This window comes from Azoarcus sp. PA01 (assembly GCA_001274695.2).
Taxonomy (GTDB): domain Bacteria; phylum Pseudomonadota; class Gammaproteobacteria; order Burkholderiales; family Rhodocyclaceae; genus Aromatoleum.
Genome location: LARU01000002.1, coordinates 724,606 through 740,899 on the forward strand (window position 1 = coordinate 724,606; position 16,294 = coordinate 740,899).

At 67.6% G+C, this 16,294-nt stretch carries 15 protein-coding genes; 12 read left to right on the plus strand and 3 right to left on the minus strand.

The genetic code is table 11. The features are described 5' to 3' along the window. The first annotated feature begins 15 nt into the window (after positions 1-15). The gene (locus tag PA01_04380; protein KON80960.1) at positions 16-1,812 is read left to right on the plus strand and encodes a S8 family serine peptidase; all 1,797 of its coding nucleotides are present in this window, start codon (positions 16-18) and stop codon (positions 1,810-1,812) included. A 100-nt stretch (positions 1,813-1,912) separates the two neighbouring features. On the opposite strand, the gene PA01_04385 is transcribed toward PA01_04380, so the two are convergent. Further along, positions 1,913-2,683: a choice-of-anchor N protein gene (locus PA01_04385; GenBank protein ID KON80961.1), complete on the minus strand. Its 771-nt coding sequence runs from the start codon at positions 2,681-2,683 to the stop codon at positions 1,913-1,915. 346 nt (positions 2,684-3,029) lie between these two features. Here PA01_04385 and gspG point away from each other — a divergent pair, with 346 nt between their 5' ends. From gspG to PA01_04440, 11 genes are all read left to right on the plus strand, one after another. Continuing rightward, positions 3,030-3,476 carry a type II secretion system major pseudopilin GspG gene (gene gspG, locus PA01_04390; protein ID KON80962.1) on the plus strand — a complete coding sequence of 149 codons (447 nt, stop codon included), beginning with the start codon at positions 3,030-3,032 and terminating at the stop codon, positions 3,474-3,476. A gap of 200 nt (positions 3,477-3,676) precedes the next feature. Further along, positions 3,677-4,669 (plus strand): type II secretion system F family protein, encoded by a 993-nt coding sequence (locus PA01_04395; protein KAI5913028.1) that lies wholly within the window; start codon positions 3,677-3,679, stop codon positions 4,667-4,669. After that, positions 4,666-6,357, plus strand: a complete 1,692-nt coding sequence (locus tag PA01_04400) for a GspE/PulE family protein (protein ID KON80963.1) — start codon at positions 4,666-4,668, stop codon at positions 6,355-6,357. The genes PA01_04395 and PA01_04400 overlap by 4 nt, the downstream gene beginning before the upstream one ends. Then, complete coding sequence (locus PA01_04405) at positions 6,338-7,063, plus strand: hypothetical protein (protein ID KON80964.1); 726 nt, start codon at positions 6,338-6,340, stop codon at positions 7,061-7,063. Before PA01_04400 ends, PA01_04405 begins: the two co-directional genes overlap by 20 nt. After that, complete coding sequence (locus PA01_04410) at positions 7,054-7,608, plus strand: PilN domain-containing protein (protein ID KON80965.1); 555 nt, start codon at positions 7,054-7,056, stop codon at positions 7,606-7,608. The genes PA01_04405 and PA01_04410 overlap by 10 nt, the downstream gene beginning before the upstream one ends. Beyond that, entirely contained in the window at positions 7,605-8,153 is a 549-nt protein-coding gene (locus PA01_04415; GenBank protein KON80966.1) for a hypothetical protein, read from the plus strand. The genes PA01_04410 and PA01_04415 overlap by 4 nt, the downstream gene beginning before the upstream one ends. Before the next feature lie 73 nt (positions 8,154-8,226). After that, complete coding sequence (locus PA01_18545; GenBank protein ID KAI5913029.1) at positions 8,227-8,751, plus strand: hypothetical protein; 525 nt, start codon at positions 8,227-8,229, stop codon at positions 8,749-8,751. 38 nt (positions 8,752-8,789) lie between these two features. Beyond that, positions 8,790-11,171, plus strand: a complete 2,382-nt coding sequence (locus PA01_04425) for a general secretion pathway protein GspD (GenBank protein KON82300.2) — start codon at positions 8,790-8,792, stop codon at positions 11,169-11,171. Positions 11,172-11,181: 10 nt separating this feature from the next. Further along, positions 11,182-11,661, plus strand: a complete 480-nt coding sequence (locus PA01_04430) for a type II secretion system GspH family protein (GenBank protein ID KON80967.1) — start codon at positions 11,182-11,184, stop codon at positions 11,659-11,661. 12 nt (positions 11,662-11,673) lie between these two features. Continuing rightward, positions 11,674-12,084: a type II secretion system GspH family protein gene (locus PA01_04435; protein KON80968.1), complete on the plus strand. Its 411-nt coding sequence runs from the start codon at positions 11,674-11,676 to the stop codon at positions 12,082-12,084. Continuing rightward, entirely contained in the window at positions 12,071-12,586 is a 516-nt protein-coding gene (locus PA01_04440) for a type II secretion system protein (protein ID KON80969.1), read from the plus strand. Before PA01_04435 ends, PA01_04440 begins: the two co-directional genes overlap by 14 nt. 108 nt (positions 12,587-12,694) lie before the next feature. Here the strand turns inward: PA01_04440 and rlmB are convergent, their stop codons facing one another. Then, positions 12,695-13,414, minus strand: a complete 720-nt coding sequence (gene rlmB, locus PA01_04445) for a 23S rRNA (guanosine(2251)-2'-O)-methyltransferase RlmB (protein KON82301.1) — start codon at positions 13,412-13,414, stop codon at positions 12,695-12,697. Between the two features lie 172 nt (positions 13,415-13,586). Then, positions 13,587-16,256: a ribonuclease R gene (rnr, locus tag PA01_04450; protein KON82302.2), complete on the minus strand. Its 2,670-nt coding sequence runs from the start codon at positions 16,254-16,256 to the stop codon at positions 13,587-13,589. Positions 16,257-16,294 lie beyond the last annotated feature (38 nt).

A 16,294-nucleotide genomic window follows, 5' to 3' on the forward strand; every position in this document is an offset into this window, starting at 1 on the left:
CGCGAGGAATCGAAGATGAACAACACGCCCATGAACGTCCGCCCCAACCACTCCCGGCGGGCGTCACCGCAGCGCCGCAGTATTTCGCTCATGCTCGCGCTGGCACTGGCCGGTTCGGGAGGCTCGATGGCGGCATACGCGGCGAGCGACACCGCCGCGTGGGTGCCCGGACGAATCCTGGTCCAGCCCCGACCGGGCCTGCCGGAAGCCGCTCTCGAGAAAATCCTCAAAGCGCACGGCGGCAAATCGGTCGGGCGCATCGACGCGATCGACGTCCATATCGTCCAGTTGCCGCCGAATGCGTCCGAGAAAGCGGTCGCCGCGCTGCTGAGCAAGAACAAGCATCTGAAGTTCGCCGAGCCGGACATGATCGTGCCGCCGGACAGCACCAACGATCCCTATTACTCGAAGGCCTGGCACCTCCCGAAGATCGGCGCACCGACCGCGTGGAGCACCAGTACCGGCGAGCAAATCGTCATTGCAATCCTGGATTCGGGCGTCGATAGCAGGCATCCCGATCTCGCCGGCAAGCTGCTGCCCGGCTGGAATTTCTATGATGGCAATTCGAACACTGCCGATGTCACCGGCCACGGTACGAAAGTAGCCGGAACCGCTGCGGCGGCGAGCAACAACAGCGTCGGAGTCGCTTCAGTGGCTGGCGGCGCAATGATTCTTCCTGGGCGCATCGCCAGTACGAGCGGTACTGCATCGTACAGCACGATGGCAAAAGGCGTGACGTGGGCGGCCGACAACGGCGCGCGCGTGGCTAACGTCAGCTACAGCGGTGCCCGAGGGTCGTTGACCGTGCAGAACGCCGGGCAATATCTGAAGAGCAAGGGCGGGATACTGGTCACCTCCGCCGGAAACTCGGGTGGCGAGGAAGCCGTTGCTCCGAGCGACACGCTGATCGCCGTATCCGGCACCACGAGCAGCGATGTCAAGGCAAGCTGGTCGAGTTACGGCAGCTACGTGGACGTCGCTGCCCCCGGAGCCGGCATCTATACGACGGTGAACGGCGGCGGCTATGGCTCCGTGAGCGGGACCTCGTTCGCGAGTCCGGCTGCCGCAGGGGTCGTCGCCCTGATGATGGCGGCCAATTCCTCGCTCTCGCCGGATGACATCGCCGGATACCTGTTCTCGACCGCCGTCGACCTGGGGAATGCCGGCTTCGACAAATACTACGGACACGGCCGAATCAATGCGGCGGCTGCAGTGCAGGCGGCTGTCGCGGCCGAGGCGAAGGATACGACAGCGCCGAACGTGAGCATTGTTTCTCCCGCGAGCGGCGCAGCGGTGCAGGGCCTGGTGACCGTCGACGTGACGGCGAGCGACAACATCGCAGTCAGCCATGTCGAGTTGCTGGCGAACGGGGCGAAGGTCGCCAGCGCCGCGAGCGCGCCTTACGGTTTCAGCTGGGACAGCACCACGGTGGCCGACGGCGCCGCCACGCTAACCGTGCACGCCTACGACGCGGCAGGCAATTACACTTCGCGCGCCGTCAACGTGACGGTGGCCAACGCCGCCACGTCGAGCACTGCTGACACGGTTGCTCCGGCAGCCCTGATCAGCAACCCCGGCGACGGCAGCAAGGTTAGCGGCAACATTACCGTGCAGGCCCACGCTTTCGATAACGTCGGCGTATCGTCGATGCGCCTGTACATTGACGGCTCGCTCGTCAGCAGCGCCCCCGGGAACAGCCTGAGTTATCGCTGGAATACGAGGAAGATCGCCGCGGGCGCGCATGCGGTGACGGTGGAGGCGCAAGATGCCGCCGGAAACACGGGCAGCGAGACCGTGTCGGTTGCACGCTGACGCTGTGACGGCAACCGGGCGACCGTGGTCTTGTGCAAACGCGGAGCGCGCAGGCAGGCCTGCGCGCTCCGCCGGAATCAGCCCGCGGGAAAAGCTGCAATCACACGCCAGTTTTCCTGCGGCGCATCGCCCACAATCCCAGCAGGCCGGCTCCGAGGAGGAGGGTCGTGCCGGGCTCGGGAACTTCCTCTCCTCCGCCCCCGCCGCCACCGCCGGGGCCGCTCTGCGCATCATGGGAGAACGGCGCGAACTGGGACAGATCGACGTCACCGACGATGTTGCACTGTCCAGCGGTCGAAGTGCAGATTTCAAGATTATACAGATCGAAGTGGATCGAAACGCTTTCGTCGAGATCCCCGACGTCGATCGTAAAAGCCTGATAGAACATGCCGCTACCTGCGATCGGACCCTGGCCGGCGTCGTCCTGCGTGTTGTACTCCCCGGACTCGGCAGCTCCGACAAAATTGAACGTGTGTTCGAAGAAGAAGGTTTCAAAGATGCCGTGAGTGCCGAGATCACCGGGATCGAAGAGCTGCGTTGCAACGGTTTCGATGGGCGGCACGCCATAGGTCATGTCCGCCGTAACGTCGATCGTGGCGCCGTTGAAGGTAAATGATCCCAACTCCGAATCCGCCGGTCCCGTCGGGGGAACAACAGCCATCGACAGCCCGTAGGTGTCGGTCACCATGTTTGACCCGTCGGGAATCAGATAGGCATATAGCGTGAACGTATCGCCCTGCGCGACGACAGTTTCGGTAACGGAATCGTAGACGCCGTTGAGGATGTCCAACTGCAAAGTCGGTTGCGCGTGCACTGCGCCTGCGAAGGCAAGACTCAATGCGGCCGCTAAAGTGTTATGCACGATTTTCATGGTCCAGCCCTCATCTTAGTGTTTGTTGCGCAGGGGGTCTTAAAACAGTTTCACTCCCCCTCGCATTGCTCGAAGCACATTCCGTACCGGACGCCAACACTAATGATTAGAAAGCTTTTTTTTGGTTTTTCGCCTCCGTGTTAAGACCATGTGTAAAAATCGCCGACAGCGTGAGAAAGTTGCTTGACAAATGAAAGCTACTACCGAAAGTCCGATTTTTTCCTGCGCAATGCGTCCCCGTCGCGCCGCGCGCCGGCGGAGAAAGGCGACCGCGTCCGCTTTGGCTGTCCTATGTCACAATTCCGCCCCTGATTTATCATCGGAAAACGCAGAAGACAGGATGGCCATGACTGCAACTCGGCAGCCGCAGAGTGGGGCTGCGCGTTTCCCCCGCCGCCCGCGCGGCTTCACCCTGCTCGAACTGCTCGTCGTGATGGTCATCATCGGCCTTCTCGCCGGCTACGTCGGCCCGCGCTTTTTCGCGCAGATCGGCAAATCCGAAGTCAAGACCGCGCGCGCGCAGATCGACGCACTGGAAAAGGCGCTCGACCAGTACCGCCTCGACCTCGGCCACTATCCTTCGACCGACCAGGGCCTCGATGCGCTGGTGAACGCGCCGGGCGAGGAACGCTGGGAAGGCCCTTACTTGCGCAAGGCCGTGCCCAATGATCCGTGGGGCAAGTCCTATGAGTATCGCTATCCGGGCGAACGCAGCGAGTTCGACCTCTACTCTTTCGGCGCCGACGGCCAACCCGGCGGCGAAGGCGACGGGGCGGATGTGGTGAACTGGTAAGCGCAGCGGCTCTACATGCGCTACCGCCTCAAGGCCCTCGCCGCCGACGCGTCCGTGATCGAAACCGAGCTGGAAGCCCCAGCGAGGCCGAAGCCCGGACGCTCGCCGCGGCGCAGGGGCTGTCGATCCTGACCCTGCGCGCGACCGCGGGCGCTTCACGTGTTGCAGGCCGCTTCCCGCTGCTGCTGTTCAACCAGGAGATGCTCGCCCTGCTGCGCGCCGGCATTCCGCTCGCCGAGGCGATTTCCGCGCTGGCCGAAGGGGAAGGCCGCCGGGCGGTGCGCGCAGTGCTGTTGAAACTGCAAGGCGCGCTGCGCGAAGGGCGCTCGCTGTCGACTGCACTGGAAGGGGCGTCCGAAGCGTTTCCCTCGTTCTACATCGCGATGGTTCGCGCAGCCGAACGCACCAGCGACCTCGACCTCGCGCTGGAGCGTTACATCGCGTACCAGCAACAGGTCGAGACGCTGCGCGGCAAGCTCGTGAGCGCGGCGATCTACCCGGCGTTGCTGCTGGCGGTCGGCGGGCTGGTCGTGCTTTTCCTGCTGGGCTACGTGGTGCCGCGCTTCTCGCATATCTACGCCGACGTCGGCAGCAATCTTCCGTGGCTGTCGCGGGTGCTGCTCGACTGGGGCCAGTTCGTCGAACACCATGCGGTCGGGCTGGGTGTCGTCGTGCTGGGAGCCGTTTTCGTCACGATCGCCGCGGTGCGCGCTCCGACGCTGCGCGCGGCGGCCGGTCGCCAGCTCTGGAAGCTGCCGATGCTGGGCAAGCGCCTGAAGGTGTTCCAGCTCGCGCGCTTTTACCGCACGCTCGGTATGCTGCTGTCAGGAGGAATTCCGGCGATCACCGCGCTGCGCATGGTCGCTGGCCTGCTTTCGCCGGGGCTGCGCAGCAGCCTCGAGCTCGCGATCGAAGGCATTCGCGAAGGCCGCGCATTTTCCGCGACGCTCGCGGCCCACGGCCTCACGACCCGGGTGGCGCTGCACATGCTGGAAGTGGGCGAACGCGCCGGCAACCTCGGCGAGATGCTGACCCGCTCGGCGGAGTTCCACGAGAACGACACCGCGCGGCAGGTCGAATGGCTCACGCGTCTTTTCGGACCGCTGCTGATGCTCATCATCGGCTGCGCGATCGGCCTGATCGTCGTGCTGATGTACCTGCCGATCTTCCAACTGGCCGAAACCATCGGATGAACTGCGAAGCCGTGATCCCCGGGCATGAGCTGTCACGCTTGGAGCGCCCACCGTTCTCCGCGAACGAACTCGCCGCTGCGCGCGCAGCCGGAGGCCGGTTGCTCGATGCGCTGGCGCAGCTCGAAGCGGCGCCCGCCGAGCGGCTGGCGCGTCTCGGCGCAACCGTCGATCTGCCTGTCGTCGAGGCTGCCCGCCTGATGAAACTCGCTCCCGATTTCGCCGCGATCGACTTCGAGACTGCGCTGCGCCGCGAATGCGTCGCCGTGCGTGACGAGGACGGCGCGCTGCTGGTGGTGCTGGCCGATCCGTTCGATGACGATCTGCTCGATGGCCTCGGCGCGCGTCTGGTCGAGCCTTTCACGCTGGCGCTCGCGGACCGTGACGACCTCGGCGGCTGTCTCGCGCGCCACGAGGACGAAGTGCGCCGCGCTGCCGGCGTGACCGACAGCCGTGAAACCGGCGGTGGCGGCGATGACGTCGAGGACCTGTCGCTGCGCCGCATCAGCGCCGACGCGAGTCCGGTCGTGAAGCTGGTCAATTCCACCCTCTACGACGCGCTCAAGCAAGGCGCGAGCGACATCCACCTCGAAGCGGTGCCCGGCGGCCTCGTCATCAAGTATCGCGTCGACGGCGTCCTGTCCCGCGTCGGCGGCGCTTCGGGCAACGAGCTGGCCGAACAGGCGATTTCGCGCCTCAAAGTGATGGCCGAGCTCGACATCGCCGAAAGCCGCGTCCCGCAGGACGGTCGCTTCAAGGCGCAGGCAGGTGGACGCGAGATCGACTTCCGGGTGTCGATCATGCCGAGCATCCACGGCGAGGACGCAGTACTGCGCATCCTCGACAAGGAACACCTCACGCGCGAAATGAGCGGCTTGACGCTCGAAGCACTCGGCTTCGATCCCGGCTCGCGCGACCTGCTGCGCCGCCTCGCCGGCGAGCCTTACGGCATGCTCCTCGTCACCGGCCCGACCGGCAGCGGCAAGACGACGACGCTCTACGCAGTGCTCGGCGAAACCAACCACGGCCTGGACAAGATCGTCACGATCGAGGACCCGGTCGAATATCAGCTCGCCGGCGTGCTGCAGATTCCGGTGAATGAAAAAAAAGGCCTCACCTTCGCCCGCGGCCTGCGTTCGATCCTGCGCCACGACCCGGACAAGATCATGGTCGGCGAGATCCGCGACCCCGATACCGCCGAGATCGCCGTGCAGGCTGCGCTCACCGGCCACCTGGTGTTCACGACCGTGCACGCCAACAGCGTGTTCGACGTGATCGGCCGCTTCATGCACATGGGGATCGACCCCTACAACCTCGTCGGAGCCCTGAACGGCGTGGTCGCCCAGCGCCTCGTGCGGATCAACTGCCCGCACTGCAGCGGGGATGTCGTCCCCGACGCGCAGCTCGTCGCCGCGTCGCAACTCGGCGACAGCGCAGGCTTCCGTTACCGCGCCGGCTCCGGTTGCGGCCACTGTCGCGGCTCGGGCTACCGCGGCCGCCGGGCGGTCGCCGAAGTGCTGCTCCTCGACGACGAGCTGCGCGAACTGATCGTCAGCCGCGCGCCCCTGCGCACGATGAAAGAGGCCGCGCATCGTCGCGGCTTCCGCTCGTTGCGCACTGCCGTCACGCAGCTGGTGGAAAAAGGGGAAACGACTCTTCAGGAGCTGAACCGTGTCACGCTCCTCGGCTGATCTGCTGCTGTGCCTCGAAGCCGGAGCCTGGACGCTCGGCACCGGGTCGGGCGCGCGCCGGATTGCGTTCGGCGAAGCGACGCCGGCGGCCGCGCTGGAAGCCCTCGAGGCCGCCGCCACGCCCGCGCGCAGCCGTCTCCAGGTCGTGATCGACGACAGCTGGCTGCGCTACGTGGTCGTGCGCTGGCCCGCTGCGTTGCGCGGCCGCGAGGAGCGTCAGGCCTACCTCGCTCATCGTTTCCGCGAAGTGCACGGCGTCGCCGAGCCGGAGTGGGCGTTCGCGTTCGACCGCGGCCCGGTGCATTTCCCGGTCCTCGCGTGCGCCGCGCCGCGCAGCGTGACCGATGCGCTCCAGGCTTTCGCCGGTACGCGCCGACTGCGCCTCGTCGGCGTCGCCGGCGGCTTCGTGCATCGCTTCAACCGGTTGCAGCGCCGCCTCGGCAGCGCCCCGGGAGCTTTCGGTGCGCTCGCGGTGGCGCGTGGCACCCGGCTCACCGTCGGCCTGTGGCGCGACGGGGCATGGCAGGCGCTGCGCAGCCAGAACGTGGGCGAAGACGCAGCGCAGGTCCTGCGCCAGACGCTCGAGAGCTGGACGCTGCGCATCGCAGGGGCCGACCGCGCAGGCGTGCTCTATACCTGCGGCATCGCACCTGTCGCCCCCGCGGGCTGGCGCATCGAAGACACGGGAGGCGCTTCATGGCCCTGATCCGGGGCGCCCCCGCGCCGCTGGCCCTCGATTTCGCGCCGATTCGCCGCCGCCCCGGCTGGCTCGGCTGGGTACTGCTGAGCGTCGGGCTAGTCGCAGTCGGCATCGAGCTGCTGGCGTTCGAAGCGGCCCGCGTCGACCTCGCCGAGCGCGAAGCGATCGTCGCCCGCCTGCGCCACCAGCTGCAGCGCAAGCTCTCGGCGGCCCCCGCGGCGCCGTCGGCTCCCCTTTCGGCGAAGGAAGCCCAGGCAGCGATCAAGGTCGCGGCGCAAACGAACGCGGACTGGAGCGGACTTTTCACCGGTCTCGCCCGCGCGCGCAGCGACGACGTCGCGCTTCTCGAAATCCATGCCAACGCGCCTGGCGGAACCTTGACGCTCGTCGGCGAGGCGCCCGCGCTCGGCGCCGCGTTCGACCATCTTCGCCGCCTGCAGCAACAAGACGGGCTGCGCGACACCCGCATCGGTCGGCATGAATGGACGAGCGGCGACGGGGGCGATGTCGTGCGGTTTGCAACCAGCGCGCGCTGGGGAAATGCGCAATGAAGCATGGCGCACGCCTCCAGGAAGCGGTGCTGCGCGCGATCCTGCATGCGGGCTGGCCCGGCGCGCTCGGCGCATCGCTGCTCGCGTTCGCGCTGGCGTTCGGATTGTCCGGCGACGCGGAGATCGGCGCGCAACGCGACGCGCTCGCCGAGGAGCGCGCGCGACTGCTGCGCCCCGCACGGCTTGTCGCCGGGGCAACATCCGATCCCCGCGGCCGCCTCGACCGCTATTACGCGGCGTTTCCGGTCCGGGCGGCGTTGCCGGCCCGGCTCGACCGCCTGCACGCGATGGCCGAAACGCACGGCATTGGGATCGATGGCGCCAGTTACGACATCGCCGACGTTTCCGACGCCCCGCTGCAGCGCATCTCGCTCGCGCTGCCGGTCAGGGGCGACTTCACGCGCGTGTACGCGTGGCTTGCCGACGCGCTGCGCGAACTCCCCGAACTCGCGCTGGAATCGCTGTCGGTCAAGCGTGCCGCGACCGACAGCACCGAAGTCGAAGGCGAAGCGAGGTTCGTTCTCTTTGTGAGGAAGGAGCGATGAGCGCGTCGCCAGGCCGCCCGAAGAAGCGCTCCGTCCCGCGTCGTGCGAACGCGCGCAGCGCGAGGGTGCACCGATGAGCCGCGACAAACGCCGCAGGTTCGTCATCGGCGCCGCGCTCGTCGCGACCTTGGCGGCCACCTGGTGGGCGGCGTCGCTCGAAGACGACATCGGCTTGCCGGCCGACGAAGGCAGCACCGCTCGCGACGGCCGGCGCGCGCGCGCAACGACCCGGCGCGCTCGTACGCCGCAGCCGCTGCCGTCGCTGGACGAGTTGCGCGTCGAACGTGCGCCTCTGCCGGACGTCGCCGCCGGCATCCTGCAGGCGACGCACCTTCACCCTCCCGCCGAGCTGGCAATCCCGGCCGCTGCGCCGATGGTGCCGGACGCGCCGCCCTTGCCTTTTCGCTTCGTCGGCGCACTGGAAGAACGCGGCGAACTGACCGCGTTCCTGCTCGAAGGCGACCAACTGCGCGTCGTGCGCGCGCACGACACGATCGATGACCGCTACCGCGTCGAACGTGTCACGGCCGCGTTCATCGAATTCACTTATCTGCCCCGGCGCCTGCGCCAGGTACTCACCGTTTCGGGCTCGTCATGATCCTCTCAAGAAAACGCCGGACCGCTCCAGGTGTTCTCGTGGCCGCAGCCCTACCCGTTTTTCATGTCCCGCCCGCGCCGCGAGGGCGTCGGGACATCAAGGCAAACTGGGCGGACTATGGCCGCGCCATTTTTGCGGCCTTCGTCCTGACCTCCTTCCTTTCCGCATGCAGCACGACGAAAGACCCGGTCGAGCGCAGCCGCGCCGAATTTTCCGGCGGCAATCGCACCGAGGCTTTCATCCGCCTGCGGCAGGCGGTGCGCGATACGCCCGACGATCCGGCGCTGCGCGCCTATTACCTCCGGCAGCGCGAGTTGCTCACCGCGGAGCGCCTCGCGGATGCCGAACGCGCCCGCGCGGCCGGACGCCTGGACGAAGCGGCACGACATTATCGCGAAGCGCAGGAGATCGATCCCGAGCATCCTCGCGCACGCGCCGGGCTCGAGGCGATCGAAGCGGACCGGCGCCGCGCGGCGCAGTTCGCCGAGGCCGAAGCCGCCTGGGCGCGGAACGACCTCGCCACCGCCGAGCGGCTCGTGCGCGCGCTGCTTGCGGCAGCGCCGAACAGCGCACGCGCGCGCAGGCTGCTGCGCGACATCGAGGAGCGCGCCGAGCGTCGCGCACCACCGGCCGAGGCGCTCACCGGTCCGCTCGCGAAGCCGGTGAGCCTGCAGTTTCGCGATGCGCCGCTGCGCGTGGTTTTCGAAGCGCTGTCGCACGCGGCCGGGCTCAATTTCGTCTTCGACCGCGACGTCAGGATCGATGCGCCGGTGACGCTTTTCGTGCGCGACAGCTCGGTCGACGAAGTCATCAAGCTGGTCGCCATCACGCAGCAGATCGAGCGCAAGGTGCTCAACGCGAATTCGGTGCTGATCTATCCGGCGACTCCGGCGAAGCAGCGCGACTACCAGGAACTCGTGACGCGCAGCTTCTATCTCGCGAACGCCGACGCCAAACAGGCCCAGAGCCTGCTCAAGCAGCTCGTCAAGAGCAAGGACCTGTTCATCGACGAGAAGCTCAACCTGCTGGTGATCAAGGACACGCCGCAGGCAGTGCGCCTCGCCGAACGCCTGCTCGCGTCGCTCGACGTCGCCGAGCCTGAAGTCATGCTCGAAGTCGAAGTGCTGGAAGTCGCGCGCAGCAAGCTGCGCGAGCTCGGCCTCGATTTTCCCGACGAGATCGGTTATGGCCTGCTGCGCAGCCAGCAGCAGATCACGCAAACCCAGACAGCAGCCGGAATCGTCAGCGAAGTCGTCACGCTGCCCGGCAGCGAGATCGCGCCGGGCGTCGTGCCGCGCGCGCAGTGGGGCGACCTCACCGGCTTTGTTACGAATCCGGCCCTGACCCTTCGCCTGCGCGCCGAGGACGGCGACACGAACCTGCTCGCGAACCCGCGCATCCGGGTGAAGAACCGCGAGAAAGCGAAGATTCACATCGGCGAGAAGCTGCCGGTATTTACGACGACATCGACTGCGAACGTCGGGGTCTCCGCATCGGTGAGCTACCTCGACGTCGGCCTCAAGCTCGACGTCGAGCCGGCGGTGACGCTCGATGACGAAGTCGCGATCAAGGTCGCGCTCGAAGTCAGCAACATCGTCCGCGAAGTGCCCGGGCCATCGGACTCGCTCGCGTACCAGGTCGGCACGCGCAGCGCCGCGACGGTGCTGCGGCTGCGAAACGGCGAAACCCAGGTCCTCGCCGGCCTGATCAGCGACGAGGAACGCCGCAGCGCGCAGCGCCTGCCCGGCCTGGGCGAGCTGCCGCTGATCGGCCGGCTGTTCTCGAGCGAGCGCAACAACGCGAGCAAGACCGAGATCGTCCTGCTGATCACGCCACGCATCGTGCGCAACATCGTCGCGCCGTCGCTTGCGCGTGCCGACCTGCCGGCCGGCACCGACGCGAGCATCGGCGCGGCGCGGCTCGCGCTCGGCCCGACGCTGCCCGGCAGCCTCGGGCTGTGGGGTTCGGACGGACGTGCGCCGAGCCCGGCGCCCGACGCGCTGCCTTCCGACACGCCGCTCGCGGATGACGTGCCGCCGCTCGAGCCGCCCGCAACGCAGCCGGACGGTCCGGGAGCGTTGAGCATCCAGGCACCGCCGACGGCCCGCAGCGGCGAGCGGATTCACGTCACGCTCGATCTCGTCGTGCCGGGCTCGATCGCCGGTGGCGAAGCCGTCCTCGGCTTCGACCCACTGCGTCTGGAAGCTGCGGGCGGCCGGCCGGCCGGAGACGGCCGGATAAGCGTCGACCTCCCCGCGGGAGCGGAGCGCATCACCGTCCAGGTGCCGTTCGTCGTGCGCCCAGGCACGAGCGGCGCGGCGGATATCTCGCTCGAGAACGCGACCATGCGCCGAAGCAGCGGTGAAACCGCGACGCCCGAAGGAAGCGGCGGCGGCGTCAGCATCGAAGTGACGCTGTGAGGCGGGCACGGTGAGCGCAAGCGCGTTGCGCGGCTTCACCCTCATCGAACTCGTCGTGACGGTGGCGATCGTCGCCGTGCTCGCGAGCGCCGCGATGCCGCTTGCCGAGCTCACCGCCCAGCGCGCGCGGGAGTCGGAGCTGCGCGCCGCGCTGCGCGCGATCCGCGGCGGCCTCGACGCTTACAAGGCGGCTTTCGACGCGAACCGGATCGAGCGCGAGGCGGGGGCTTCGGGCTATCCGCCCGACCTTGCCGCGCTCGTCAAAGGCGTACCCGACATCACCGATCCGAACAGCCGGAAAATCTACTTCCTGCGCCGCATTCCGCGCGATCCGTTCTTCACCGACGCGGACGTGCCCGCCGAACACACCTGGGGCTTGCGCAGTTATGCGAGCCCGCCGGAGACGCCGGCCGAAGGCGAGGACGTCTTCGACATTCATTCGCTGTCACGACGAGTCGGGCTGAATGGGGTCCCGTACCGCGAATGGTAGAGAAGTCCGCACATGACTGAACACCACTCCCCGACCGTTTCCCGCGGCCCGTCGCGGCCGGCCGGATTCACGCTGATCGAACTGCTGGTCGTGATGGCGATCATCGCGACGCTGCTGTCGATTGCGGCGCCGCGCTATTTCGACCACCTGGAGCGGGTGCGCGAAGCGACGCTGCGACAGTCTCTCGCCGTCGTGCGCGACGCGATCGACAAGTACCGCGCCGATACCGGAATCTATCCGCAGCAGCTGGACGATCTGGTGAGCCGACGCTACCTGCGTGCGCTGCCGAAGGACCCGATCACCGAATCCGATGCGACGTGGAAGCTCCTGGCGCCGCCGGACGGGGGCGGCGAAGGGGTCTGGGACATTCGCAGCGGCGCCGCAGGAGCGGCATCCGGCGGCGGGAATTATGCGGACTGGTAGGCACGAGCGCGGCTACACGTATCTCCTGGTGCTGTTTGCCGCCGCTGCGCTGGGATTGTTCACGGCTGAGGTCGGCGTCGTGTGGCAGAAGGTAGTGGCGCGCGAACGCGAGGCCGAGCTCCTCGCCATCGGCAGCGAGATCGCGCGCGCGATCGGCCGCTACCATGCCGACTCGCCGGGCGCTCCGGCGTGGCCGACGAGCCTCGAGGAACTCGTCGACGATCGACGATTCCCGACCGTCAGACGTCATCTGCGACGCCTCTACCGCGACCCGCTGACCGGACACCCGGACTGGGAGCTGGTGCGGGAGGGCCAGGGGATCGTCGGCATTCACAGCCGCGCGACCGGCGAACCGATCCGCAAAGCCGACCTGCCGCCCGAGCTCGGCCCCACTGCGGGCAGCGCGGCGCGCTACGACCAATGGATTTTTCGGCCGGCCGAACCGATTGCGAGCGGTGCACCTTTGACGAACACCGCAGCCGCCGGAATTGCTCGGCGATAGCTAAGCGTCATCCGCGTGCGAAAAAACAGTCTCCCCCGATGCGGCGCGGGCAGGCTGCGCGCGAAACCGGCAATCCCGTCCAGGCTGTCCGGTCCCGCGCCGGCGCGTCTAGCCGCGCTGGCGCCGCGCCTCGAACAGGCAGATGCCGCTCGCGACCGAGACGTTCAGGCTTTCGACGGTGCCGAGCATCGGGATGCGCGCGAGTTCATCGCAGGTCTCGCGCGTGAGCCGGCGCAGCCCGTCGCCTTCGGCGCCGAGCACCCACGCGACCGGCCCTTTCTGGTCGACTTCGTACACCGACTTCTCCGCTTCGCCGGCCGCGCCGACGACCCAGATGCCCGCTTCCTGCATTTCGCGCAGCGCGCGGGCGAGGTTCGTCACCGTAACGTACGGCACGCTGTCGGCCGCGCCGCTGGCGACCTTGATCGCGGTCGCGTTGAGGCCGACGGCGCGGTCCTTCGGCGCCACGACCGCGTGCGCGCCGGCGGCGTCCGCGACGCGCAGGCAGGCGCCGAGGTTGTGCGGGTCCTGCACGCCGTCGAGCACCAGGATCAGCGCGTTTTCCTCGAGCACTTCGAGGACGTCGGCGAGCTTCAGCTCGCGGCTCTTCGCATCGACGCGGGCGACGACGCCCTGATGGCGGCGGGTGCCGACCATGCCGTCGAGACGCTCCGCCTCCGCCTGGATCAGGCGCACGTTCTGCGACTCGGCGAGCCGCACGACGTCTTTCGCGCGCGCATCGGTGCGCTGGGCCGACAGGTAAAGCTCGAACACCGACTCGGGGTCGCGTCTGAGCTTGCCGAGCACGGCATGGAAACCGTAGATCAGCCGCGACTCCGCGCGGCCTTCACGGCCGGCGGGCGCGTCGGGCGCATCTCCCGCATCCTCGCGAGTTCGGGCCGGGCTGCGGCTGTCTGCGACCGAGCCGGCGTCGCGCTGATGCGCCGGGCGCCTGCCGGCTGCCGTCGTGTGGATCGGGCGTTGATTGCTTGAGGGCTTGTTAGCCACGGACTGTGCCTTTCTTCTTGCCTGTTGCGGGTTTATCGGTGACCGGTTCGCCGGCCGGCGTCCTGCTCTTGCGCACCGGCGCCTTGCCGTCGGCGGTGCTTGCGACCGGCGCTGCGCTGCGCTTGGTGCGACGCGGTTTCTCTTCAGGCTCGACGCTCCCCGCTTCGGGCGCAGCGGCCGGCTTCGCCTTGCGGGGCTTCCCGGCGCCCGCCTCTTCCGGCGCTGGCGAGATCGCCTGCGGGGCCGCCGTGGCGTTGGCGGGAGGCCGGAACAGCGCGGCGACCTGCTTGCGTCCGCGTCCCGCCCGCGCGGCGACCGGCGCATCGACGACCGCGGTCGCCACTTCGGCGACGACGGCGACCTCGACCGCATCACCGAGCTCGACCACTTCGACGCGCTTGCGCTCCTTGGCGGTCTTGCCGACCCGTTCGGTCGGCCGTGGCGTTCCTTCGATCAGGCGGAAATCGATTTTCGTCGTTTCCAGATCGACCCGCACGAGTTGCACCCGTACGCGGTCGGAGAGCCGGTAACGCGCCCCGGTGCGCTCGCCGGCCAGTTCGTGGCGCGTTTCGTCATAGTGGAAATAGTCGCTACCCAGATCCGAAATATGCACCAGCCCCTCGATGAAGATGTCGTCGAGGGCGACGAAGAGGCCGAAGGGTACCACCGACGACACGCTGCCGGAAAACTCCTCGCCGACCTTGTCGCGCATGTAATAGCACTTCAGCCATGCGACGACGTCGCGCGTCGCCTCGTCGGCGCGCCGCTCGGTCGCCGAACAGTGCATGCCGATCTGGTCCCAGTCGCCGGCCTCGTACGTGCGGTTCTCGAGCGCGGCTTTGATCGAGCGATGCACGAGCAGGTCCGGGTAGCGCCGGATCGGCGACGTGAAGTGCGTATAGGCCTCGTACGCGAGGCCGAAGTGGCCGACGTTGTCGGGGCTATACACCGCCTGGCGCAGCGAACGCAGCATCACCGTCTGCAGCAGCTGCGCGTCCGGGCGCTCCCTGACTTTTTCGAGCAGCTTGCCGTAATCGCCCGCCTTGGGCTCGTCGCCGCCGCCCAGCCCCAGTCCGAACTCGGCGAGGAAGTTGCGCAGCTTCTCGAGCTTCTCCGGGGTCGGCCCTTCATGCACGCGGTAGAGCGCCGGATGTTCGCGCTTCTGCAGGAAGTCGGACGCGCAGACGTTCGCCGCGAGCATGCATTCCTCGATCAGGCGGTGCGCGTCGTTGCGCACTTCCGGGACGATGCGCGCGATCTTGCCTGCTTCGTCGAAGATCATCCGCGTCTCGGTCGTCTCGAAGTCGATCGCGCCGCGTTTCGCCCGTGCCTTGAGCAGCACGCGGAACAGCTTGTCGAGATTCTCGAGGTGCGGCAGCAGCGGGCCGATCGCCTCGCGGGCGGCCGAGTCCTGCTCATACAGCGCGGCAGCGACCTGGTTGTAGGTGAGCCGCGCGTGCGAGAACATCACGGCGGGATAGAAGCGGTATGCCTTGATCGCACCGGTCGGCGAGATGCTCATGTCGCACACCATGCACAGGCGTTCGACCTGCGGATTCAACGAACACAGGCCGTTGCTGAGCTTTTCGGGCAGCATCGGGATCACGCGCCGCGGGAAATACACCGAGTTGCCGCGGTCCTGCGCGTCTGCGTCGAGACCGCCGCCGGCCTCGACGTAGTGCGACACGTCGGCGATCGCGACGATCAACCGGAAGCCCCGCCCCTGGCGCTCGCAATACACTGCATCGTCGAAGTCCTTCGCCGTCTCGCCGTCGATCGTCACCAGCGGCAGGTTCGTGATGTCCTCGCGGCCGGCCCAGTCCTTCTTGCGTACCTTGAGCGGCAGCTTGCGCGTTTCGGCTTTTGCTTCGGGTGAAAACTCGTACGGCAGTTCGTGCTTGCGCAGCGCGATCTCGATTTCCATGCCGGGATCGGCATAGTTGCCGAGCACCTCGACGATCTTGCCGATCGGTTGCGCAAACTTCGTCGGCTGCACGACCAGTTCGACGGTCACGACCTGGCCCGGCACCGCCTTCTTGCCTCCCGGCGCGAGCAGGATGTCCTGCGCGAGACGGCGGTTTTCCGGCACGACCACCTGCACGCCGTGTGCATCGAGCACGCGGCCGACGACGCGCGTGTTTGCGCGTTCGAGCACTTCGACGATCTTCCCTTCGGGCCGGCCGCGCCGGTCGAGGCCGGTGACGCGCGCGATCACCCGATCGCCGTGCAGCACTTCGCGCATTTCCTTCGGCCCGAGAAAGACATCGGGCTGCCCGTCGTCGCGGATCAGGAAGCCGAAGCCGTCGGCGTGGCCCGCGACGCGGCCGCGGATCAGGTCCGCCTTGTCCGGCAGCAGGAACGCCTCACGCCGGTTACGGATCACCTGGCCGTCGCGCTCCATCGCGCGCAGACGGCGCTCGAACAGCGGCGCTTCGTCGTCGGTGACGTCGAGCGCACCGCACAGCTCCGCGAAACTCATCGGCACGCCGTGCTCGGCGAGCGTCTGCTCGACGTATTCGCGGCTCGGCAGCGGATTCTCGTACTCCGCCGACTCACGCTCGAAGAACGGATCGGCGCGCCGAATATCACTCGGCGAATGACTCCCCGCGGGACCGGCAGGACTCTTCGTTTTCGATCTGGAATTTTTTGGTCTTGTAGTCATTGACATTCTCTGATTGATGCTTATAATGCGCGGCTCTT

Excerpts from the sequence above, each read along its gene's own strand:
- PA01_04435 (KON80968.1), top strand. The coding sequence starts at position 11,674 with ATGACTGAACACCACTCCCCGACCGTTTCCCGCGGCCCGTCGCGGCCG.
- PA01_04380 (KON80960.1), top strand. The coding sequence starts at position 16 with ATGAACAACACGCCCATGAACGTCCGCCCCAACCACTCCCGGCGGGCG.
- PA01_04385 (KON80961.1), bottom strand. The coding sequence starts at position 2,683 with ATGAAAATCGTGCATAACACTTTAGCGGCCGCATTGAGTCTTGCCTTC.
- rnr (KON82302.2), bottom strand. The coding sequence starts at position 16,256 with ATGACTACAAGACCAAAAAATTCCAGATCGAAAACGAAGAGTCCTGCC.
- PA01_04410 (KON80965.1), top strand. The coding sequence starts at position 7,054 with ATGGCCCTGATCCGGGGCGCCCCCGCGCCGCTGGCCCTCGATTTCGCG.
- PA01_04440 (KON80969.1), top strand. The coding sequence starts at position 12,071 with ATGCGGACTGGTAGGCACGAGCGCGGCTACACGTATCTCCTGGTGCTG.
- PA01_04395 (KAI5913028.1), top strand. The coding sequence starts at position 3,677 with ATGCTCGCCCTGCTGCGCGCCGGCATTCCGCTCGCCGAGGCGATTTCC.
- PA01_04400 (KON80963.1), top strand. The coding sequence starts at position 4,666 with ATGAACTGCGAAGCCGTGATCCCCGGGCATGAGCTGTCACGCTTGGAG.
- PA01_18545 (KAI5913029.1), top strand. The coding sequence starts at position 8,227 with ATGAGCCGCGACAAACGCCGCAGGTTCGTCATCGGCGCCGCGCTCGTC.
- gspG (KON80962.1), top strand. The coding sequence starts at position 3,030 with ATGACTGCAACTCGGCAGCCGCAGAGTGGGGCTGCGCGTTTCCCCCGC.
- PA01_04415 (KON80966.1), top strand. The coding sequence starts at position 7,605 with ATGAAGCATGGCGCACGCCTCCAGGAAGCGGTGCTGCGCGCGATCCTG.